Genomic DNA, 22,613 nt, shown 5'->3' with positions numbered 1-22,613 from the left:
AAAATGGCAAAATTATTCCCGAACGGGATAATGCAAGAAACAACTAGCGTCTTCTGAACAGCTTTCCGCGGATGTTCGTATCTGGCAAATGAAAAAATTTCCAAATTTTGGCGTGAAAAGGAAGGTTGCTATATTCATTAATTTGTTTTGCGAAAAAAATTAAAAGTGAAGATATTAAGTTTCCAATTCTTTTTTCGTTTTCCCATAAAGACTTGCATTGCGAGTAAACGTTATTTTTTATTAGAACATCTTTATTTAATTCAATCTGTTTTAATTCATAGTTAACAATACGATAATGGGCGAAATTCGAAACATAGCCTTTACTTTTAAAGTAATTGTAAATGCGATGATTTTCAAAAAAAGATCGCCCTGTAGCAATGCATTTGCTTGTTGTCGCGGACTCGTGCCGTCTAAAATGATTCAACCGTTTTGTTGTATAGAAGATATTTCCAAGTTCGCATAAATAGCTCCACAAGATGTAATCTCCTGAACCTTGGAAGTCTTGGTAATCGGTTGGAATATTTGACAGAAATTTTTTTCGAAATAAAACGGAACTTGCATTAACAATGCAATTGCCGTAAATTTGTCTTTTTTGGATAAACTCAAGCCCGTTAAAGAATGAATCTCTTAATGATGTTTGACCAAAGACTGTTTTTTCGGAGAATTCCCAAAATGATTCACAGAAAGCTAATGTTAACGATTCGTGTTTATCCAATATTCTAATCATTTCTTCTAAAAAGTTCAACTCAGCCCAATCATCGCTTTCCGCAATCCAGATGTATTCGCCTTGGGCTAGTTCAAATCCTTTTGCCCATTGCTTAAATGGTGAACCGCTATTAATGGCGTTGTATATTATATGGCTTGTCTGCGGACGATTGCGATATTCCTCGATAATTTCTTTGCTGTTGTCCGTACTACAATCATCAAGGATGATTACTTCAAAATCTTGGAATGTTTGATTGAATACAGAGTCAAGACGCTGCTTAAGATAAGGAGCGTGGTTGTAATTAGGAACTATGACGGAAACGAAAGGCATAGAAAGAAGTTGAAAGAAAAGTTAGCGATTAGTTAAGTATTTCCATTTGAACGCATGTAGCCAAATATGGAATGTGATTCTATGTTTGATAAGAAAGGCTTCTAGCTTGACAGGGAAAGTCCATTGGGAAGAGTCAAATCTTTCTATCAATTGCTGAAAATTCGCTGATTTGGCTATCTTTTTAATTGTGTTTACGCTTTCAAGTATGGAAAAGGCAGAGCCCTTAATAAAGTAATTTGTTGACCAAGAATCAAGAAATGTTTCCATTGCGCATCTTCCGATGGTTGTAGAAAATTTATTTGATATTTTCTTGATTTCTGTTAGATAAGCTAGTATAATGTTTGCGTTACTGTCGTTTTGCGTCCATGTTATAGAGGTCTCAACTTTGTTATAGTTGTAAAAGGTCTTGTTAAGATAGGAAACTTTTTTTGCGAAATAAAATATTGAAAAAGAGACCGGTCTGTCTACACACCTCTTTAGGTTCGTTGGGAAATGTATATGGTTTAAATCAACAAGATTTTTCTTTATGAGTTTACACCATGTAGATACCGCTGCCACATATTTTTCGCTAGTGAGGTAAATTGATTCCTGTTGTATTTTTTCAATTGTGCTATTGGGTAGTTCTTGGATTGAATCGGAAGAAAAAAACATTTGTTTATATTGGTTGCTTACTGGGGTGTAATCGAATAATACTACCTCAGAATTATTTTCTTTTGCAAAATTGTATGTTTCTAAGCAGCAATCTTTTTCAATTGAGTCATCTGCATCGACAAATGTGATGTATTCACCAATTGCCTGGCTAATGCCAAAATTTCTAGTTGCAGAAACACCAAAGTGTGGCTGAATGTATATTTTAAATCGCTCGTCCTTTTTTTTGTAATCTTCGCAAAAATCGCACAGTAGATTATCTTCTCCGTCAAATACAACGATAAATTCTGCATTGGGCATTGTTTGATTATGAAGAGAGTCCAAACACTCCTTGAAATAATTCAAGGGCGTTTTGTAAACGGGAGTGATGACGGAAACTGCAATTGCCTTGGATTCGCTCATTCTATTTTCTTCCGATGAACAAAACTTCTTCTGGATTAAACCCGAATTTTGGGTGTTTTTGTTGCAGTTTCAGCGTGTTTACTACAAAACCGCATGATTCTAATTTTGACGGATAATCTCTTCCGAATAGGCGTACATGGTCCTTTTGCCCAAATTTTTCTTCGAGAATTCTTGGGTCTGTTATGGAAGGATCTGAAATTGTTTTTTCTAAAATAGGGGAGATTGGAACCTGGAGTATTGCTGCCCCCCCTCTGCACAATACACGATAAATTTCTTTCATTGCCTTTTCATCATCGTGAACATGCTCTAATACATGGTTGCATATGACGAGGTTAAAAGAGTTGTCATCAAAAGGCAAGTTTTGAACATCCATATGTTTCACTAGCTCAGAAGAATAATCTGCATGTTGACCTTCTGCAAAGAAATCTCCGCAATGATAATTTGTAAATCCATGATTAAGGAATTTACGCATAATTATTATTTCTGGGGCGATGTGCAAAATTTTTGTATGTGGCTGATTAAATATTTTTAGTTCGTTATTTAAATATGTGTATAAAAGACGTTCGCGATCAGTAGAACCGCATTTAGGACACCCTACATTACGTTTGCCAGCTCCAATGATTTGATATTTTCGGATAGCAGCGTTATCAATGCCAATAGGGTTTAAGTCTTTAGAATGGAAACCGCAAATAGGACACTTGTATTTAATTCCCCAAAGAGATAATAGGTGTATATAGGCCTGCCGCTGATTCCAAATATTTCTTAATTTTGAAAACATATTATTCTATTTCCTTTATTATTTCCCAATGATCACCTTTGTCGGAAGGAACGGTTTTACTTCATGAAAGTTTCGCCTTTCTTTGTTTGCCTGTATTTTTGCTTGGATTTTTGGGGCGATGCTGGGCCTGTCATTTCTACAAGATTAAGTGCTATAGCGGGCTTTATGTACGAACCAAGCATTGTCGGACGGTTTAGATTTAAGGCTTTCAAAATGTCTTTTATTAACATTGGGGCGGCAAGAATATTCAATTGATTCTGTACTTGTTCGGTTGCTTGTCGCCAGATCGTAACTTTAAAGTCGCCATCCTGCTCAAATGGGGGCTTTTTTAGGCCATGTTGTTGGCATTGCTTATGAAAAAATCTTTTTCTGGGCATATTTATCTCTCTACGGCCTCCCAATGTCCGCCGTTATCAGGGCCAATGCGCTTGATGAGCCCCGCTGTGGCTAGGTATTTGAGATAGGTTTTTAGGCTTGAGGTCTTTGTGCCTGTTGCTTCTTGCATTTTTTGCCTTGTGATTGTCGAATCTGCCGTAATAGCCTTAAAAAGGGATGCACAAACACGCTTGGTCTTTTGGTAAGATGCTTGCTGCTTGAAAAGGGGCTTAATCATCTGGTCAAAAGTCTGGTCAAAAGTCTGGTCGAAAGTCTGGACCTGTCTAGGCTTTTCCCCCGCTTTAGCGGTTTTCTTTTTCTTTTGAGCCTTGTCCAGACGTATAACTTCTTGCAAACTCAAATCTGTATCGCTGGCCAATTTCCTAGCGTAGTTCATATCGAGAATCTTGCCGAGAATGGTCAATGTCACCGAACGCCTTGTCAGGTCAAAATCCGGAAGCGGAAAATACCGTTCTTTTTGAATGTCAAACAGGCGCTTGATGCCGCTTCCAACGGAATCAACCATGTTCAGGTTCACCATTGCAGCGACCAAAAAAGCTTCCTGTCTTGCCAGGTGCTTTCGTCCTTGTGGGATGCCTGTGTCTGTAAATTTATCAGTCATATTTTTCTCGAGAATTATAAGCTAGCCAAGAATTTCAAATCTTCCGAGCAAATCACAACATAATCCGATAATCCATAATATTTATTAATTGCGTATTTTACGCCATTGTTTTTTAGTACTTTTTCCACTTCTGCAACGGTTTCTTGTTCACCAATGCGGTTGCAGTCATCAATGATGATGCAGAATGTTTCGGCAAGATTGCTTTCTGCAAGTTGAATGATTTGCGAACGGGAATAGTGTTCCGAACCAAAAGGCGCGTCAACAAGGATAAAATCAAATTTCTGATTTTCGAAAGCAGTTTTGATTCCTTGGTAGGATCTTGTGGTAAACCCTTTGAAGTCAAGCATTTCCAAAGGAAGAATTTTTACGTTTATGGGGTATGCGTTGTGAATGTCTTTTTGTGTAAACGCAACCCAGTCGTTGTCGTGTTCTACGGTTATGGCAGGAACCTTATAAAAATTTGCATATTGGTGAACCATTCGGGATGTTTGACCAAGTCCGAATTCTAGGAGATTTGAAAATTTGTGGTGCTCAAAAATGCGAAACAATGTAAGCAAGAAGGTGTATTCGACTGCCCACCTTCCCGGAAAGAAACTTTTATATTTTAGCCATTCTGAATTTTGTATAGCATTTGAAAAGGTTATCGCCGCAAGGGATTCTTGTGCCATACGGCTTTGTCTGTCTTGCGCTTCCAAAAGAGCCTTTTGTCCGCTTTTATCCAAAAGATAATCTTTAAATTTATGCCATAATCCCATTATACAACCTCAAAATTAAGGACAGAACTTCCCTGTGAATCGGGAATGTGTACGCCAGTCTTGAAGAAATCATCAAAAACGATTTCAAAATGCCCGACATTTCGCAACCAGTCGGATACGCCAAAATTTGTAGCGCAATGCAGATTGATGTCATAACTACCCTGATTAAGCATCATTTGCGGTATTCGAATGACGAGTTCTTTTTTGTCGTAGTTTAGAGTCTTTTTAAAAATCTTGGAGCTAAGCCAGGCGACTCTGTGGCTGTTTTCGTTGTTAATTCCGATATCTATATAAGATTCGTTGACGCCGTCGAGGGACTTGTTGATGTCAAATGCGATTTTGACGAAGACTTCTTGGCCGACTCGGAATGTGCTTGTGACGTTCCCCGAAGAATCTGTATATTGCAATTTTTTGATTTTTAAAAGTCCATTGCCATATCGTTGACTGCTTTGGTTGAAATCTGTTTGACCGATATTTTGGTTTTGCGTAAGGTATTCATCTACAATTTCGTTAACTTTCCCGGTATTGCGAATCATCCCGTTTTCAAGCAACACGCCTCTCTTACACAAATTTTTCACCGCGCCCATATTGTGGCTCACGAACAGTACCGTCCTACCTTCGCCCTTGCTCACGTCCTGCATTTTGCCGATGGCTTTCTTTTGGAATTCGGCGTCGCCGACGGCAAGCACTTCGTCCACGACTAAAATTTCGGGTTCCAGGTGGGCGGCAATTGCAAATCCGAGGCGAACGGTCATGCCGCTGCTATAACGCTTCACGGGAGTGTCCAGGTAACGTTCGCAGCCGCTGAAGTCCACGATTTCGTCGAGCTTGCGGGTGATTTCGGCGCGGGTCATGCCCATGATGGCGCCGTTCATGTAGATGTTCTCGCGGCCGGTCATTTCGGGGTGGAATCCGGTGCCCACTTCGAGGAGGCTCGCGATGCGGCCTCGGGCGCGGATCGTGCCGGTGGTCGGTGCGGTCACTCGGCTTAAAAGTTTAAGGAGTGTACTTTTCCCTGCGCCGTTTCTGCCGATGATGCCAACAACATCGCCTTCTTCGACCTTGAAGTTGATATCCTTGAGTGCCCAAACATAATCGCTTTTACCCTTGCTTGTGCGGTCGTTTACTTCGCCCACTTTCAGGTAAGGGTCTTCCTTGTGCAAAATCTTGGTTTGCCAAAAACGGTTCAGGTCGTGGCTCAGCGTTCCTGTGCTCACGAGCCCCAAACGATATTGCTTGCTAATGTTTTCAAATTCTATGGCGGTCATGTATTGGTAATATAACTAGAAAAATGGGCGTATTTCGCAAATTAACACAAAAATCCTCATGTTAAAGGCTTTGAAAAATGAGTTGCCTCTCGCTTTGGTTAAAATTTTGCATTAAATTATAGGTGTATTAAAATTCTAGGAATGCCGTGCAGATTTTATTTTCAGATAAAGATTCGGAGATGTGCGCTGGGCAAATGAAAAGGTTGCGAATATCTTAGAAGTGGTGAATTACCACGGGTAGGTTTTTATGGGTGACGGGAAAAAGGTTCTTTGGCAGGTTTCCCCTCCAGGAAGCGACTTGGCGGAAAAGCTGAAAGAAATGGGGTTGGACGCAAATGATCTTGCGGCGCGCATGGGCTATACGCCTAAGGCTGTGAACGACATTTTGCAAGGCAATTGTCGAATTACGCCAGAAGTCGCGATTGCGCTCGAAATGATTACTGAAATTTCGGCGAATTACTGGTTGCGTCGCCAAATTTCTTACGATGAATTTCTTTCTCGCCAAAAGTTGGAGGCTTCGCTGAATGATCAGCGCCTTTGGGAGAAGTCTTTCCCGAGCGAGATGACGGATCGCTGCTGGGTAGGTGGCAATAAAAGATGTATGCTTAAAAGTTGCGTTCCGTATTTCTTTGGCTGAAGTTGAGGATCCTTATGCCGCTTCGGCTTGGATTCGCCGTGGAGAAATTCTTGCGGACCGTGATCCTATGGAAAGACAGGAACAGATTCCTGTGCGCAAAAGACTCAAGGCTGCTTTGCCAGAAATCATCGCTTTTGCGGCGGCGAATAAGGAGCTTCCGAAACGCGCGAAAAAAATCACTTATACGACTCCCGAAGCGGATGTTGTGGATGATTGCATGATGGATTTGCAGGAACTATGCCGTAAAATTGGCATTCGTGTGTTGTTCGTGCAAAACTTCAAGAGCGCACCGATTCATGGCATGTATCGTTGGTACAAGGATGTTCCTGTCGTTCAACTGCACGATCGTTTTGAAAAACGTTTCGCGATGTGGTTTACATTCTTTCATGAATTGGCACATGTGCTGTATCACGGCAAAAAAGGCATTTGTTTGCAGAACATTGGCGTCACGCACAACTACCCAGAAAAAGAAGACGAAGCAAATTGCTTCGCCCAAAAGTGCATGACAGATGCGGGTTTTTAAAAAGAAAGTCGGGTGAATGATTTGTAATGATCGCTTGTGTAGTAGATGTTGCAGTTGCTGCTATAAACAAGTCTTTTTGTCCCTCGATTTTCTCCAAAATAATCGACATCAGCTTCTTGGTAATAATCTTGGGGGAGTAATCCTTCGCGATTGCTAAAAGAGTCTCCTCCAATCATAACGCCGAGAGTTGTCAATGGATTGAAATTCCATTTCCTAAAGCTTTTACCAGTTTTGGATTCGTAAAGTTGTTTGCCTTCTTCTTTGCTTACGTAGTTGGGGGGCAAGTATCCATGATCGCAGATGAATTTGGCGACTTCATCTTTAGAGGTGTATTGCTGTGCTTTGGATGTGTTTGCCGTATATTTGGAAAACCCGCTGCTAAATGAAACGCCTATGTTGTCGATGATGTTCTTGATCCCGAAGATTACGGCGAGAATCATGCACAGGGTGAACATGAAATTTCGAAACGACTTTTTGGGGCGATAGCTGTGGATATTGACTGACTTCTGTGATTGTAAATTCTTTTTTTGTGGAATCAAAGGGACGCCTTCAAGAAGGCCTTTCTCTACGCGAAAGCCTTTTTCTGTTTTCTTTACTGAATAAATAATAACGGAATCGCCTGTATGAGGTGAACGAGAAATGGGCCCTAATGCAGAAACGTGAAGAAAGTATCTGATACCATCTGCCGAAACAAAGCCATAGGCTTTTTCGGAATTCCATTGGATTATTGAGGCTTTTGTGGTCATTATGGCTTTTACACCGTGTCCATAAATGTTCTTTGGATCTTGTTGAATACGATGATTCCGAGCACCAAGATGAATGTAGCAAAACCTGCGCTGTAGCCGAGTGCGGCCCAGCTGAATTCGCCGACGCCAAGCATGCCGAACTTAAATGTTTCCATAATGCTTGTGAGCGGATTCGCCTGCATCAGCAATTTGAGCTTTGGATTTTCGATGGTGCTGAGCGGGTAAATTACCGGCGTTGCGTACATCCAAAGTTGCACAATAAAAGTCAGCAAAAAAGTAAGGTCGCGGTATTTGGTCGTGAGGCTGCTGAACAGCACGCCAAATCCGAGTGCAAGCCCGGCAAGGATCAAAATTAGCACCGGTGTCAAAAGCAAATACAGGTTCGGGTGCACGGGCGCGTCCGTAAAAATCATGTAATACGCGAACACCAAAAAGAAGAGCCCCATCTGAATTGCAAGGCGCACCAGGTTGCTTGTCACGGTCGCCATGGGAACGACCAAACGCGGAAAATAAACCTTTCCAAAAACATTCGCGTTATCGATGAACGTTTTGCTGGTCTGGTTCAGGCTTTCGGCAAAATACTGCCAAAGGCAAATTCCCGCCAAATAGAACAGCGGTTGCGGAAGTCCGTCGGTACTGATCTTTGCAATTCCGCCAAAAACGACCATAAACATAATCGTCGTCATAATCGGCTGGATAAAGAACCAAAGCGGTCCAAGGATTGTCTGCTTGTACCACGTCACAATGTCGCGCTTGACGAACATGCGGTACAAATCGCGGTACTGCCAGAGTTCGTGAAAGTCGACGCTCAGCAGACTTGTCTTCGGCTTGATGACGGTTGTCCAGTTGTTCTGCCCTTCTGTCATGTTAAACCTTTTCCCGGATCACGTACTGCGGAGCCTGATTGATGCAGATGTAAACGCGGCCCACATATTCGCCGATGAGCCCGAGCAGGAACATGATCATGCCGCCGACAAACAAAAGCGTCGAGAGAAGGCTTGCGTAACCGATCGGCGCCGATGCAACGGTCAGCTTTTCATAAATCACAAAAAGACCTGCAGCGAATCCGACGAATGCGCAAAGGATGCCGATGAACGTGGCTGCGCGCAAAGGCTTTACGGAGAAGGCGGTAAAACCGTTTACCCAAAGTCCTATCAGCCTTGCGATTGTGTAACCCGATTCGCCTTGCAAACGGTGGCGATGGCTTACGGCGACGTTTCCCAAATTTTTGGTCGATCTAAAAATCAAGCCGCTGATGTATGGAAACGGATTCGGATATTGCACAATTTCTTTTGCGATGAACTGCTTCATGATAAAGAAGCTCGTCGTTTTTAAGGTTGTCGGCTGACCGATGATCGCTTCCGCCATCTTTTTGTTGACCCAGCTTCCGAATCGGCGGAACAGGTGCTGAGCGGAATGTTCGTAATAGCCGTAGACGACATCAAATCCTTCTTCAAGTTTATCGACCAATTTAAAGCTTTCGCTTGCCGGGGTCTGTCCGTCATCGTCAAGGCTTATCACGTAATCGCCAGAGGATTCTGCATAGCCAGCCATTAGTGCGTTATGCTGCCCGAAATTCTTAGCGAGGCAAATGCCTTTGATTTTTTCGTCTGCGCTTGCAAGCTTTTTGATTTTTTCCCAAACTCCGTCCGGACTGCAATCGTTTACCAAGACGATTTCGTAATCGAAAATGCGGCCATCTTTGGATTTTGCGTTTTGATTTTGCACGGTGGCGCAAATTTCATTTACCACGGTTTCGATGGTCTTTTCGCTGCGGTAGCAGGGAATTACGAAAGAAATTTTCATTTAGGATTTCCTTATTGTACCAGTTCCCATTTGCTGCTCTGGGCGGACTTGGCGGCGGCCTGCATCATGGAGAGTCCCTCGAGCGAGGTGCGGATGCCGCAGACATACTGGCTTGTAAAGCTACCGGTGGCGAAATATTGTCCTAGGCAATCGGCGATGTCCTTGTAGTAATTGGCGAATGCCTCGATAAAGCCTGCGGGGTGGCCCGCCTTGAAACGATTGTAACGCTGCTGGTTGGCGATTTTCACGTCGCCTGTGCGGTCCCGCAGACATACGTTGCCCCGGATATCGCAGGTTTTTAGGGTTTCCGGTTCTAGCTGAAACCATTCGGCACTGCCTTCGCTGCCATACACCCGAATGCGAAGGCCGTTGCGGTTGCCGAGAGCCGTTTTGCTGAACCACATCTGAGCCCGAACGCCGTTGGTGTATTGGGCCAGAACTCCTACGTTATCCACAATCTGGCGGAACAAGCCGAAGGTGGTCTGGTCGGCCACGATGCGCTCCGGCTTTTCTCCGGTTAAGAAATAAATCATGTTATGGAGGTGACTCCCCAAATCCAGGGAAATTTTTGGAATCACGGTGTCTTTTAGACGCCAGCTCTGGGGCTTAGGCGGTTCGTTGTTGGATCCTAGCCGCATAAAGCCTTCTTGGGGCATTTCCACCTGCACCTGCTGGATTTTGCCCAATTTGCCGTCGGCTATGAACTGTTTCAGTTCCCGAATCATGGGATAACCGGTGTAGTTGTAGGTAGTGCAGAAGAACCCTTTGGTTTCGGCCACGACTTTTGCGATGGCTTCGCCTTCAGCCACGCTGGTGGCTAGGGACTTTTCGCAAATTACGGGAAACCCGGCACGGAGCGCACCGATGACGATGTCTTTATGCAGGTCGGTAGGGGCTAATACCACGACGGCGTCCAACTTGCCTTTTTCGGATAGGAACAGATCGTAATAGCTGCCGTAAGTGCGTTCCGGGGAGACTCCCCAGACGGTTGCCGTTTCGATATTGGTTTTAACGTGGGTGCTGAATGCCCCTGCCACCAATTCAAAATGGCCATCCATCTGGCTTGCTGCTTTGTGAACTTCTCCGATGGCCGAGTTGATACCGCCCCCGATAAACGCAATCTGGTATGGTTCCTTGTTCATCATTTGGAATTATTGGTGTCCGGAAAAACTATTTGAATCTGTTTGAAATCTAACAAAAAAGGTGGCCGACGATTTGGGGAAATATCGCTTTTGACTATCGTTACGTTTGCAATTCAAAATAAGCTCCAAAGTTCCAAGGAAAGTAGAGGTTTTGTCGGATAGCCGCGACTATGTTTCCAAGATGAAGAAAAATGGACTGGCGAAGTGGCGCAGACGGTGTTTATTCCACTATGACCTTGGCGAGTTCTGTCATGCGGGCGGTTTTGTCCTGCATTTCTCCCAAGGTCTCGAACTTGAAGAAGACGATTCCCGCCTTGTAGATGAGTTTGTCTGCAACTATTTCGCCGGGTTTGTACCAAAGGAATTTTTCTACGATGTTTTGTTTAATTTCCGGAGCGAAAAGTACGCTTTGAACAATTCCCTTGCATCCGTTTTCTCCGGCCTGCCTGTCCGCCATAAGGCAATGCCGCAGCCAAAATCCGTTGCTAGGCACGTCGGCAATGCTGGAAATGTCCATGCCGGTTTCGGCCATAATGATGAATTTCGGGTAATCTACGCCGGTGGCGTATTTCACGAACTTTATGTACAAATCTCCAGGAGGGCGTCGGCAAATTTCAATAATGATGGGAGTGCCGTCGGCTTTCTCGATGTACTGGATGTGCAGAATGCCATCGACTAGATGAAGTTCTTTGGCAATGTGTTCGCTATAGTCCCGGAGTTTCGCGAGGCCCGCGACAGATGTGGTGCTAGGCGAGTTCGCTCCCGAGACCATATACTTGTTGATATAATATTGCTCGTTGTCGGCGAAGGCAAAGGCTACCTTGCCTTTGACCAGAAAGGCGGAAAACCCGTGGTTGGTCCCTTGTACGAATTCTTCTACAACAATGAGGTCTTGCCGGGTACGGCTGGCGGCATCTTTGTAGGCAATCCGGGCTTCTTCGATGGTCGCGACTCGGTGAATGCCTTTGCCGCCGGTGAGGTCTACGGGCTTGATTATAAGAGGGAACGTAAGGGTTGTTCCGTTGAATGCTGTGTTGCCTCCCGCGACGGCAGCTTCAAAATCGGCAAAGTTATTGTCAGCGTCGGTTGTGGTAACTGTAATGGCCCGAGGCGTAGGAATGTCGAGACGTGTGGCCAAGGCTCGGTACTTATCTTTGTGGTGGAGTTTTAGCGATGTTGCGTAAGAATCGTGGCCGGGAAGTCCCAATTTTTCGCAAACGTAAACCGTAGAAAGCAGGGCAAAATCGTTACAGCCGGAGCACACCGCTTGTACGTTTTCTCGGCGGGCCAGTTCCAGCATCTTTTCCTTGTCGCTAAAGTCGGCGAAAACGTTCTTGTCGGCGTAGGGGTGGCCCAGGCCCTCTCTGGCGTTCCCGGTGGTAATCACGTACCATCCCAGAGCCTTTGCAGCCTGAATCAGCGGGATTTCGGCATGCCCGCCACCGAGAAGAAGCATTTTCTTTTGAGTTTTACTGTTCATTTTCAAATGGTACAATCCCTATTTCCAGAAAAATTCCTTTACCTTGTCGCACACGAATTCCAGGTCGCTTTGCTTGAGCCCGTAGAACATGGGCAATCTGAGCAATCTATCGCTTTCTTGAGTAGTGTAGCGGTCTTCGCCTGAGAATCGTCCGAATCGCTTGCCCGCAGGCGCGGAATGCAACGGCACGTAGTGGAACACCGCCAAGATTCCATTTTTCATCAAATGAGCGATGAGGGCTGTACGGGTCTTTAAATCCGCAACCTTCAGGTAGAACATATGAGCGTTGTGCTGGCATTCCTCAGGAATGTAGGGTAGCTGCAGATCCCCTGCGTTGGCTAGACATTGCAGGCGTTCTCGGTAGCTATTCCAGCTGGCCATGCGATTGTCGAAAATCCTCTGGGCATTTTCCAGTTCGGCGTAAAGATAGGCTGCGTTCAATTCGCTGGGCAGGTAGCTGGAACCCAGTTCCACCCAAGTATATTTGTCAACTTCGCCTCGGTGGAACTGCACCCGGTTGGTTCCCTTCTCCCGGATGATTTCTGCATGGTCGGCGTATTTTTTGTCGGATATAAGGATCGCGCCGCCTTCTCCCATGCTGTAGTTTTTAGTCTCGTGAAAACTGTAACAGCCGAAATCACCGAGGGTCCCCAGGCTTTTGTTCTTGTAAGAGGCCATCATTCCTTGGGCTGCGTCCTCTATAACAAATAGGTTGTGTTTTTTTGCAATGGCGTTGATTGTATCCATTTCGCAAGCCACACCCGCGTAATGTACTGGAACAATTGCCTTTGTCTTATCAGTGATAGCCTCTTCCAGTAACTTTTCGTCTAGGTTCATGGTGTCGGGGCGTATGTCCACAAATACGCATTTGGCGCCCCGCATGGCGAATGCGTCGGCGGTGCTTACGAAGGTGAAAGATGGCATAACGACTTCGTCGCCGGGCTGGATATTGCACAGCAGGGCGGACATTTCCAATGCGTGTGTGCAACTAGTAGTGAGAAGAACCCTGGCTGCTCCGGTCTTTGCTTCTAGCCAAGCATGGCATTTTTGGTTGAAAAGCCCGTCTCCGCATATACGGCCACTTTCTACAGCTTGTTTTACGTAATCGATCTCGGGTCCCACAAAGGGGGGCTGGTTAAAGGGAACATTCATAGCCACTATATAGGTTTAAAATTTTCAATGTGCAAATTTTCATCTCCTTCCCGACCTTGAATTGCGTATAATCCTTCCTGGTGTTTAGGGGCTGCGCAGTGGCCAATGGATAGGGTGGTTTTAAGGGACGCTTCTTTTGCGGGTGTCGGCATAATAGGTCAATATAGATTAAAGACAAACTTAAAATAGCATAGAACGCCCTCATTTCGGTTTTTCGTACCGTTTTTCCCATCATTTTGCCTGCGCTTCCCCGATAGTCCGTAAGGAAATACCCTCGCTGTCGAACCTGTTCCTGTTTATGATCGCGTTAATTTTGTCTAAAGGGGCTACCTCTTGGAAAACCGGGCATAATTGTTCGAAAGGTCGAGGAACCGGAGCGGATTGTACATATCAGTATACTCTTGATGATTCCTTCAAGACAACATGTTAGTTTATTTGCAGATTGGTATGTTTGAAAAATTTTAGGCTAATCTAGCCTCTAGCACACGTCTTTACATGAAGTTGCAGTAAAACTTTCCAGTGAGAACAAAACTTGCCAAAACTTAAGGAAAAGATAGAACGTTGAATTTTTAAAATTGCAGAATAAAAATGGAAATCCGCTCTTGCAAATTCCCTAAAGTAAAGAGGATGAACAAAATGATGCCCAGGGTTATTAACAGGATGATGCCGGACAGCTTTTGTCCGCCTTGTTCAAAGGCTTTTTTGAAAAATATCCGGTCAAGGCTGTTGGCGAAGACGGGAATCACGAAGAATAGTAAAATTCCACACCAGTAAATTTGGCGATGCCGAATGAAGCGTTTAGCGTCATGGAGAATGCTGCGTCGAAGAATACTCCCCAGCCCGCTACAAAAATTGCCAAAAGAGATAGGAAAAAATACCTGTTCTAATGAGGTGTTTCCGGATGATGTAAAAAAATCCAAATCCAGCAAAAGTAAATTTTCGCGTCGGCAAACGCTTCTAAAAAATTGGATAGATAGGCGTATAAAAACAGAGGACGAAAAAAAGGATTACCCTCAGAATTTTTTTGTGCGTTCGAATAGAAACGCTAAAATTAAGACATTGCACAAAATGATACCCTATAGAAGAGGGGCGTTAAAAAAAATCGAAACGAGAAAAGGAAAAGACGGTGATGAACAAGATTCTTGGCAAAGAGGAAGTCATGGCTGTAAAATAGAAATCTTCGTTTTTAGTATTCAGACGGTTTTGGGGAAGGATGAGAGTCTTTTGAAACGGAATTTCTTTTGCAATAATTTTTGCAAAACCGGATGGAAAATACCTTTTTTTTGCTTTATTTCCGGACTGTTTACTTTTGCATCCAAAAAAGAATCGCTACAGTTGCTAGGGCTTCTTTATTTTTATTTATTTCAGAACAGACGTGTTTCTTTTTTTTCGTTATTTTAAAAAGAGACAAAATCCCACTACGGAGGCTTTATGCGTTTTCGTCAATTGGCAATCCTTCCTGCGGCGGCAGCTTTGGTCTTTTGGGCCAGCGCCTGTTCTGATGACAGTTCCAGTTCTTCGGAACCGGAAATCGAATCCTCTTCTTCGGAAGAACTTCCCGAACTCAGCTCTTCGTCGGATTCTACTGGGGAACAGCCCTCTTCCTCTTCGGCGGCGGCTTCTTCTGCTTCGGTTGAAGCTCCTAAAGACGGGCTTCTTCTGGATGACATGGAAGACGGCAACGGAGAAACAGCAATAGGTACGTTCTGGTACACTTACGACGACGCGGGAAATGGCGGTGCTTCGACGATTACGACGGCAGTTGATGCGGAGGGGGTTATTGCGGCTTCGCCGACAGACAACGGTTCCAAGTATGCTTTCAAGGCGGAATTTTCGCTCGTCAAAGCGGATTATGAATACGATCCTTTTGTCGGCTGGGGTTTTAAAATCCCTTCTTCAGTAGATGCCAGCAAATATGCGGGTATCCGCTATTCTTACAAGGGTGCTGCCCACTATCTTCATATGGAAACCACCGATGTTACGGATTATGATGTCCATCTCTCTTCTCAGAAAAAATCGACGACTTGGACGACGGTAACGGTCGCATTTAGCGATTTGATGCAGGGCGGTTGGGGAATTCCCGTGGAGTTTGATCCGAAGCATCTTGATGCGGTCAGTTTTCAGGTAAAAGGTAACGGTAAAACGGACTCGCTGATCGTGGACGATATTTACTTTGTCAAGGAGGGCGATTTGCCGCCGAAAGTGGCTGATATGACTATCCGGGATCCGATAGTGTACAATTTGACCATTGGGGATGTTGCTGTCACGACTCCGCTTCAGGAAAAAGTCATGAAATATTTGGACAAGGGCGTGAATTTTACCAATTGGCTCGAAGAGGCGAAGGGCAAATTCGACGGCACTTTTAAGCATGACGAATCCGATGTGAAACTCCTTTCCGAAAGCGGATTTAAGGCGTTGCGCTTGCCGATAGACTTGGATCTTTATGTGACGAATCGTTCGGAATTTTTGAATGATACCACTGGAACGGTGGGACTTGTCATGAGTGACAGCATCTTTATCGTTCTCGATTCCTTTGTGGAATGGACAAAGCGTTATAATATGTCTTTGGCGATTGATTATCACGAATACGACAACAGCTACAATAAGGAATCTTCTGTAGATGCACAGTATATTAAGATGATGTCCGAAGTTTGGAAAGCTGTTGCCGCGCATTATGCGGACAACGAACGCGAAGACCTGTTCTTTGAATTGCTGAACGAACCGGATATGACGAACGGCAAGGTGACGGCGGCGAATTGGACCATTGCCGCCCAGAGCATGATTGACTCCATCCGTTCCGTGGATGTCAAGCACACGATTATTTTTGGCGACGCCCAATGGTATTCTATTGATCTTCTGGTAAAGCGCGAACCGTTCGCCGATGACAATATTGTTTATGCAATCCACTCCTATGATCCGTTCCTCTTTACCCACCAAGGAGCTTCTTGGACGGATTATTCTTCGATTCGCGGAGTGAAGTTCCCCTACAATCCAGAGGAATGGTCGGAATATACGGCGGATTTTGGTGTTACCGCTTCGACGCCTAGTTCGGCAAAATCGGCTCTGAAAAATTACTATAAGACTGGCAGCAAGGGCTATATTTTGAGCCGTGCGTTGAAGGCAAAAGAATGGGCGGTGAAAAATCAGGTTCCGCTGGTGTGGAATGAATTTGGTGCTTACAGTCTTAAATCGGATCCGCAAAGTGTGCTGAATTATCTGACTGCCGTTCGTGAAATCTGCGATACGCTTCAGATTGCCTGGCAGCATTGGGGCTATACGGGAGGATTCGCTGTCGTAGAAAATGGCGCTTTGATTGAAGGTATCGACAAGGCGTTGAATCTAAAAAAATAGCAGGCTTGTTTTTGTCGAAGCGCTTTCAAGTTTTTGAAGGCGCTTTTTTTGTAGAATTTCGAGAATGGTGAAACTTGGGAAAGCGAGAAAGGAATCGAATACGCTATTTGGCATGAAACAGAAAATTTAGTTTGATTGATTGTAAAAAAAAATAATTTTTACATTTTGCCGGTTATTAAAAATGACTTATATTTAAAGTGTTTTGCAAGGAGATGTGCTTTGAAAAAAATGATTTTTATCCTGTTGACGCTTTTAAGTTGGGCGGAGTTGGCTTTTGCTTCATCTGTTTATTTTTTAGACGAACAAGTGGGCAACGATACAATACTTGGAATGCAAATTCGTATCGAGAATGATGCGGGACGACTATTGCGAAATGTAAAAATCCGCTATATTTTCCAAAAGGATAGAGAAGAAGAAATGGTTGTTGAATCGAGCCATTTGGAAACTTCTAAATACCATCTTTCGTTGTTAAACGACACGCTTGGTTATATAGAAATCTCGATGGATTCAATTCCGGAAGGCTTTTATCCGAAGGATTCTGGAATCGGGGTTAAAATTCATTATCAAAGCCTGCGTCTTTTAAACAAGACCAAAGATCCGAGTTATTTAAAATCATCCGAATTTGTGAAAAATCCCAAAATCCTTTTCTATGAAGATATGTATCAGGCGACGGACCAAATTTCAGTAAATATGCAAAAAAATATTTCGGCCAATACGAATTCCTTGAATTCGGATCCTTACCCTTGGAAAACCAGAAATTATCAATCTGATGAGGTTGGCTTCATTTATGAGGAAAAGGATGGAGTTTTGCAAATAGATCCTACGGCAACGATACTTGCCTTTCAAGGAATTAATGTGGATCTTTGGAAAGAACGTCCTGTTGAAAGGATCAGAGCCAGGAAAGATACAAGGTTGCTGAATTTAAGCTACATGCATAATTTAAAGGAGAGTGGGTGGGATGTTTCGCATGTAGATTCTTTGAAAATGGATTCGAAGGAAAGTTTAAGGTGCTGGGCGATTTCGGCGGAGATCATTAACCATTTTTATGGAGGTAATATAACGCAGGATGAAATAGTCTTTGCCGTTCAGTTTAAAAAATCAGAACCGTTATGGTCACCTTTAGCCAACTATGGAGCTGACAGTGTCAAGATTGATAAATCCTTAAAGTTTGTTTTGAATTCGGATAACGTTCTTCGTTATGAAGGGACGCCATCCTATCAAATTGTAAAACGGGAAATAGATGCGGGGAGATTGATTCTTGTCGGAATTTATCAGCATGTGATGGTTATTCATGGATACGTTGGCGATGAATCAAACTACGCTTTTTTGTACGCTTTTGGCGATAATGAGGGTACCGAATCAAATTCAGTCATAAAAGACTCGCCAATAGAGTTTTATTATCTGATGGAAAATGCTCCAACTTCTGTTAGAATGACGGACTACAGAATCCATTATGATTCAGATAGTGATGGCCTTGTCAATTTTGATGAAGAAGAGCGTTTTGGGACGGATCCTTTCAATGCGGATTCCGATGGAGATGGAATTGATGATAAAAGGGGGGTCTATTCTTATGCGTATAACGCAAATTCTCCTTGCTCGAATTGCGATGCTGCGTATGATCTTCAGTATATGTCGGATAAAGACAAGGACGGTGTTCGGGCTGAAATGGATGCCGATGATAATGGGGACGGGATTATAGATGGGTTGCAGAGATTTTCTGATGACACGTTGAAATTGATGGCGGTGCCAGTTGATTACACTCTTTTTGCAAGGGATCATCTAACTTTGAATGATGGCGTACAGTGCTTTAACTCCGTGTTGGAAAATGAGAGTTTTTGCAAGATTGCTTCTGCTGGGGGGAATGCTTTTCAATATATAGAAGATCCCGAAGTTGTTTCTTTAGGAGTGGATAGTCATGTGGGAAATGTAGATGCATATTTTCGATCGTATTCGAATGGAATTGTAAAGATGCGAAATCGCTCTGTAATTCATGGTGATGTCGGCTTGTTCGCCAAAAGTTCTTTACCTGAAGTAGGAGATGTTGTGGACACAGTAACGGCGGGAAAATTTATGTCTCGTCAACAGGCTTCTGAAATTCAAGGCCGGGTAGAATTAAAATATGTCCGAGATTGGAAGTTGAATTATCTTTTCACTCTTCCGAACATCTCGAAAGTTGTCTATTCTTCCAAAAAAGAAGTTTCTGCAGGTGAAACGTTTTATTTCTCGAATGGAATGGCTTATGATACGTTGAAAATCGATAATGGAGCCACTCTTGTTTTTGAACCAGGAGAAATGTTTGTCCGAGGACTTTTACAGTTGGAACCGGGCGCGGTAATTGAATTTTCAAATCCTGGGGTGAAAACGATATTAAATGTCGATGGAAAGTTAAATTGGAAAACTTCTTCAAATAGGCCGCTTGAAGATATGAATTATTGGAATTCCGTGGCTAGCGGCTTCATGCTTGTTCTGCATAAATCGGGGACAATATATATTGAAGGGGACTTGTGTGGAACGTTGTACGCGCCTTTGGCAAAAATTATCATCGGACAGACAAAAAAGATTTATTACGGAAGGATTCTTGCAAAAGATATCGTTGTTCATCAACGTACTAAAATTTTCCGGGTAGATTTTAATCCTAAAGAAAATTTTATTTATGCTTGGAGGAACTAGGGGCATGGTCATCAAAAGTTTATGGGGAGTTTTGATTGCGGCGGTCGCTGTTTTTTCCGCCGATAGAACGCTTTTTTTTCTTTCTCCTTACACAAAAAACTGGTTCCATTCGACGCCGGTCATTGTGGAAAATTTGAATAGGAGTTCGGCACGGTCGATGACCGCAGACACGCTTGGCTGGTACCGCTACTCGTGGGATGAAAATTCCTTGCCCGATTCCATTCTCGTTTACAGCGGACGGGACTCGTTATTTTCGGAGCCAGTAGGCTTTGGCGGATTTCCGGCTTCGTCCACCATGCAGATTCCGATTAAAATGTTGTTTGAAGTCTCATTCCGTGGACAGGGTTCGATTTTTTACGTTCCAGAAGAAAGTAAGTGGCCAGATGAGAATGCCGAATTCGGATTTTATGTATGGGATGTTCGCTCGGAGACCGGCTATCTTGCGAGTTCAAAAGCTTTTACTCTATATTTTCTGGTGCCCGATTACAAGGACTGGATTGAAGAAATTCCGATCGTCGTTGATGCGAAGGATGCGTCCGCTCGCTGGAAGATGACTGCAGACGGCGAAAACCCCGGATGGTTTCGCTTTCAATGGAATGCCGGAGAATATCAGCCCAAGGGTTTTTACATCTATCGGGAAAGCGATAGCCTGTTGACATCGCCTATTGGAAGGAACGGCTATGCGCTGGGCAGAACTGCGCTGATTGCGTTCGAACAGAACGGAGCAGATTCGCTTTTTCTTGTGACGGATTTGAATTATAATTGTAGCGAGCGCAATGAAGAGGGAATCGTCTATCAAACGGATATTCGGAAAAATTGTCCGCTGAAAAAACATTGCCTTGAAGAAGATTTTGAACCTCGATGCTATATGTTCAACGCTGAGATTTCTCCGACATACTATTCTTTTTATTCAACGGATTCCGTTCTTGTTCGGGAGGAGCAACTTCTAGAAATGACGGGATCGTGCGTTCTGGGCGAGATAAACTGGGGTTGTAAACCGCAGATCGTTGTGCATGGGAAGTCTTGCGATTTACCGTCGGGCGATTACTTCATCTACTTCCGCGACTCCGTGAGCGATAGCGCATTCTACTTGCCATATGCGCTGGAAGCTTCGGCGATAGCGAAAAAGATTTTGCAAAATGGCGTTGGCGTCCACGCGGAAAATTCCTTTGTGTGGATTCATTCGGATGTGCGGAAAAATTTCGCCGTAGTCAATTCTCTAGGTCAGATTGTTCAGCGTGGAAGCGTTTGGGGTGACTTAAAAATAAAGCTTCCTTCGTCGGGAAGCTTCTGGGTGAAAGTCGAATCGGAATTGTTCCGCGTGCAAATCAAGTGATCGTGTTCAGCGCTTGTTGGTCGGCGCTTGCCGAGCAGCAATTTCGCCGTGCTTGCGGAACAGGTGCTTCACTAGAGTCCTGAATCCGCGAAATACGCGGTAGCGTTCTTTGGGATTCTTGATGGCCATAATGCCCTGACGGAAAATATAGCTCGGTCGCAGGTAGAATTCCCGGCGCGCCTTGTCACAGAAATCGACCAGATCCTGGCTGGAAAGGTTGCCACGGTGAATGGTAGTGCGGTGAAAACCGTCCTTATCGAGCCACTGACTGTAATCGCGACATTCCAAAGCACCGCTTTGCAGCGCTTCTTTATAGGCTTCTGTTCCCGGATAAGCCATGATAGGATAAAATTGGGCGGTATTCGGATTCAACTTTTTGGCGTAGTCCAGCGTCATCCGGAGCGTTTCTGGCGTGTCGCCGGGGTTTCCGACCATAAAGCAGCCGTGCACCAGAAATCCGGCTTTGCGGGAATCCTTCATAAATTGAACGGCCTTGTCGGTGTTCTTGATGCCCTTGTGAATATTCTGCAAAACTTCGGGACTTGCGCTTTCAAAGCCCACGCACATTTCGCGTCCGCCTGCTTTGTGCATCAGTTTCAAAAGTTCCAGAGGCACGTCGGCTCGGGCATTGCAGCTCCAAGTGATTTTCAGTTTCCTTCGCAGAATTTCTTCGCAGATTTCCTTGACGTGGTTATGGTTGGCCGTAAAAGTGTCGTCTTCAAAAAAGACTTCGCCCAAATCTTCAAAATGCGATTTGATGTATTCCAGTTCGTCCACAACGTCTTTTGGCGAGCGCATCCGGAATACGTGACCATTCAGCGTTTGCGGAATCACGCAATAGCTGCAACGGTTTGGGCAACCGCGCCCCGAAAGAATCACGATTATCGGGTTGAGGTTCGCTCCATAAAAATAACGCTTGTAGCAGGAAAAAAGATACTTGTAATAAGTCTTGCTCACCCACGGGATTTCGTCGAGGTTGGCGATTTTCGGACCTTCGGGTTGAAAGTCGATGCCTCCGTCCGGCGTGCGATAAGCAAGTCCGGCAATGTCCGAGGGCTTGGCGATTTCACCGCGGAGAAGCCGAACCAGATTCCGTGCGGTATAATCCGCTTCGCCGATAATCACATAGTCGAGATTCGGTTCCATTTGCAGGCTTTCGAGCGGTTCTGCTGTCGCGTGCGTTCCCATAATGGCGGTGGGGACGTGGAACATAACTTTTAACGTTTTGATGACAGACAAATCATTGATGATGCTCGGCGTGCTTGTCGTGGCGATAATCAGTTCCGGTTGAAAATCCCGGATTTTGGCGACCGTTTTTTCCAAATCGAGATCCATCGCTGGACTATCTACGAGCTGAATCTGGTTGCCATCGGCTTCGACGGTTCCTGCGGCGTAGCTCAAAAACATGGGCCAATAGAGAGTGCTGGATTTGGTGACGCACGGGCTGCGCGATTCCCGGCTGAACATAGGGAAATAAGGCGGATTTAAAAAGGTGACTCGCATAAGCCCCCACAAAATACATTCTATTTTATAAAAAAGACGAGGAGATGCTCATGAAATGGCAAAAGTTCTGCGTAATCCTATTACTTCCGGTTGTCCCGCCCAAGTTGAACTTGGAAAATTTTGGCAAAGCTAATAAGGGAGTCTGTCAGATCTGTTGGTTAGCCCAATAATCCTCACGTTCTCTTGTCGCATTATACAATTTTGTTCTTCGTTCTGCAAGTCGTTCCTCCATCTTTCCTGCGAAAACCTCGTCAGGAGTCAGGAATCCGATTGCGGAATGTAGCCGTTCCGAGTTGTAGTAATTGATCCAGTCCGACATTTTCCTCTTTGCATCGGAATAGTCCTGGTAAGCGTCACGACGGACTTCCTCCGCCTTGAGGGTC

The 22,613-nt window shown here is 44.4% G+C and carries 22 protein-coding genes; 6 read left to right on the top strand and 16 right to left on the bottom strand.

The genetic code is table 11. The features are described from left to right. Positions 1-43: 43 nt before the first annotated feature. Genes B5D40_RS01270 through B5D40_RS01240 form a run of 7 tightly spaced genes read right to left on the bottom strand, consistent with a single transcriptional unit; the run spans position 44 to position 5,884 of the window. Entirely contained in the window at positions 44-1,036 is a 993-nt protein-coding gene (locus B5D40_RS01270) for a glycosyltransferase family 2 protein (protein WP_078775437.1), read from the bottom strand. A gap of 21 nt (positions 1,037-1,057) precedes the next feature. Beyond that, entirely contained in the window at positions 1,058-2,086 is a 1,029-nt protein-coding gene (locus B5D40_RS01265; protein WP_078775436.1) for a glycosyltransferase family 2 protein, read from the bottom strand. Position 2,087: 1 nt separating this feature from the next. Next, on the bottom strand, positions 2,088-2,864 hold the full coding sequence (locus B5D40_RS01260) for a class I SAM-dependent methyltransferase (protein WP_078775435.1): 777 nt from the start codon (positions 2,862-2,864) through the stop codon (positions 2,088-2,090). Between the two features lie 56 nt (positions 2,865-2,920). Then, positions 2,921-3,241: a Fic family protein gene (locus B5D40_RS01255; protein WP_078775434.1), complete on the bottom strand. Its 321-nt coding sequence runs from the start codon at positions 3,239-3,241 to the stop codon at positions 2,921-2,923. 2 nt (positions 3,242-3,243) lie between these two features. Further along, entirely contained in the window at positions 3,244-3,861 is a 618-nt protein-coding gene (locus tag B5D40_RS01250; RefSeq protein ID WP_078775433.1) for a hypothetical protein, read from the bottom strand. Positions 3,862-3,875: 14 nt separating this feature from the next. Next, the gene (locus B5D40_RS01245; protein WP_078775432.1) at positions 3,876-4,616 is read right to left on the bottom strand and encodes a hypothetical protein; all 741 of its coding nucleotides are present in this window, start codon (positions 4,614-4,616) and stop codon (positions 3,876-3,878) included. Next, entirely contained in the window at positions 4,616-5,884 is a 1,269-nt protein-coding gene (locus B5D40_RS01240; protein WP_078775431.1) for an ABC transporter ATP-binding protein, read from the bottom strand. Before B5D40_RS01240 ends, B5D40_RS01245 begins: the two co-directional genes overlap by 1 nt. Positions 5,885-6,131: 247 nt before the next feature. Between B5D40_RS01240 and B5D40_RS16020 the strand changes: the two genes are divergently transcribed. Then, entirely contained in the window at positions 6,132-6,521 is a 390-nt protein-coding gene (locus B5D40_RS16020; protein ID WP_233126439.1) for a HigA family addiction module antitoxin, read from the top strand. After that, entirely contained in the window at positions 6,514-7,044 is a 531-nt protein-coding gene (locus tag B5D40_RS16015; protein WP_233134300.1) for an ImmA/IrrE family metallo-endopeptidase, read from the top strand. Before B5D40_RS16020 ends, B5D40_RS16015 begins: the two co-directional genes overlap by 8 nt. Here the strand turns inward: B5D40_RS16015 and B5D40_RS01230 are convergent. From B5D40_RS01230 to B5D40_RS15505, 7 genes are all read right to left on the bottom strand, one after another. Further along, positions 7,041-7,790: a ribonuclease domain-containing protein gene (locus tag B5D40_RS01230; RefSeq protein WP_078775430.1), complete on the bottom strand. Its 750-nt coding sequence runs from the start codon at positions 7,788-7,790 to the stop codon at positions 7,041-7,043. The genes B5D40_RS16015 and B5D40_RS01230 overlap by 4 nt on opposite strands. 8 nt (positions 7,791-7,798) lie before the next feature. After that, positions 7,799-8,656, bottom strand: a complete 858-nt coding sequence (locus B5D40_RS01225; protein WP_078775429.1) for an ABC transporter permease — start codon at positions 8,654-8,656, stop codon at positions 7,799-7,801. A 1-nt stretch (position 8,657) separates the two neighbouring features. Continuing rightward, positions 8,658-9,596, bottom strand: coding sequence for a glycosyltransferase family 2 protein (locus tag B5D40_RS01220; protein WP_078775428.1), 939 nt, complete (start codon positions 9,594-9,596; stop codon positions 8,658-8,660). 11 nt (positions 9,597-9,607) lie between these two features. Continuing rightward, positions 9,608-10,741: a Gfo/Idh/MocA family protein gene (locus B5D40_RS01215; protein ID WP_095849570.1), complete on the bottom strand. Its 1,134-nt coding sequence runs from the start codon at positions 10,739-10,741 to the stop codon at positions 9,608-9,610. Between the two features lie 217 nt (positions 10,742-10,958). Then, on the bottom strand, positions 10,959-12,218 hold the full coding sequence (locus tag B5D40_RS01210) for an ATP-grasp domain-containing protein (protein WP_078775427.1): 1,260 nt from the start codon (positions 12,216-12,218) through the stop codon (positions 10,959-10,961). A gap of 18 nt (positions 12,219-12,236) precedes the next feature. Further along, on the bottom strand, positions 12,237-13,370 hold the full coding sequence (rffA, locus tag B5D40_RS01205; protein ID WP_073301674.1) for a dTDP-4-amino-4,6-dideoxygalactose transaminase: 1,134 nt from the start codon (positions 13,368-13,370) through the stop codon (positions 12,237-12,239). 569 nt (positions 13,371-13,939) lie between these two features. Next, positions 13,940-14,116 carry a hypothetical protein gene (locus B5D40_RS15505; RefSeq protein WP_158222154.1) on the bottom strand — a complete coding sequence of 59 codons (177 nt, stop codon included), beginning with the start codon at positions 14,114-14,116 and terminating at the stop codon, positions 13,940-13,942. 43 nt (positions 14,117-14,159) lie between these two features. On the opposite strand from B5D40_RS15505, the gene B5D40_RS01195 reads away from it, so the two are divergent. The 4 genes from B5D40_RS01195 to B5D40_RS01180 all read left to right on the top strand — a co-directional run bounded on the left by B5D40_RS01195 (position 14,160) and on the right by B5D40_RS01180 (position 20,727). Then, the gene (locus B5D40_RS01195) at positions 14,160-14,771 is read left to right on the top strand and encodes a hypothetical protein (RefSeq protein ID WP_143394460.1); all 612 of its coding nucleotides are present in this window, start codon (positions 14,160-14,162) and stop codon (positions 14,769-14,771) included. A 30-nt stretch (positions 14,772-14,801) separates the two neighbouring features. Next, the gene (locus tag B5D40_RS01190; RefSeq protein ID WP_078775424.1) at positions 14,802-16,721 is read left to right on the top strand and encodes a cellulase family glycosylhydrolase; all 1,920 of its coding nucleotides are present in this window, start codon (positions 14,802-14,804) and stop codon (positions 16,719-16,721) included. 219 nt (positions 16,722-16,940) lie between these two features. Beyond that, positions 16,941-19,391: a hypothetical protein gene (locus B5D40_RS01185; RefSeq protein ID WP_143394459.1), complete on the top strand. Its 2,451-nt coding sequence runs from the start codon at positions 16,941-16,943 to the stop codon at positions 19,389-19,391. Next, complete coding sequence (locus B5D40_RS01180; RefSeq protein ID WP_143394458.1) at positions 19,375-20,727, top strand: hypothetical protein; 1,353 nt, start codon at positions 19,375-19,377, stop codon at positions 20,725-20,727. Before B5D40_RS01185 ends, B5D40_RS01180 begins: the two co-directional genes overlap by 17 nt. A gap of 6 nt (positions 20,728-20,733) precedes the next feature. On the opposite strand, the gene B5D40_RS01175 is transcribed toward B5D40_RS01180, so the two are convergent. Both B5D40_RS01175 and B5D40_RS01170 read right to left on the bottom strand, forming a co-directional pair. After that, positions 20,734-22,230 carry a B12-binding domain-containing radical SAM protein gene (locus tag B5D40_RS01175; protein WP_078775421.1) on the bottom strand — a complete coding sequence of 499 codons (1,497 nt, stop codon included), beginning with the start codon at positions 22,228-22,230 and terminating at the stop codon, positions 20,734-20,736. 145 nt (positions 22,231-22,375) lie between these two features. Continuing rightward, positions 22,376-22,613 (bottom strand): integrase core domain-containing protein (locus B5D40_RS01170; protein ID WP_144319664.1); only part of this gene is annotated, 238 nt, incomplete at its 5' end.

Origin of the sequence: Fibrobacter intestinalis (assembly GCF_900167415.1) — a bacterium.
Taxonomy (GTDB): Bacteria; Fibrobacterota; Fibrobacteria; order Fibrobacterales; family Fibrobacteraceae; genus Hallerella; species Hallerella intestinalis.
The sequence above is the reverse complement of the archived record's forward strand: the minus strand, read 5'-3'. Positions and strand labels throughout refer to the sequence as shown.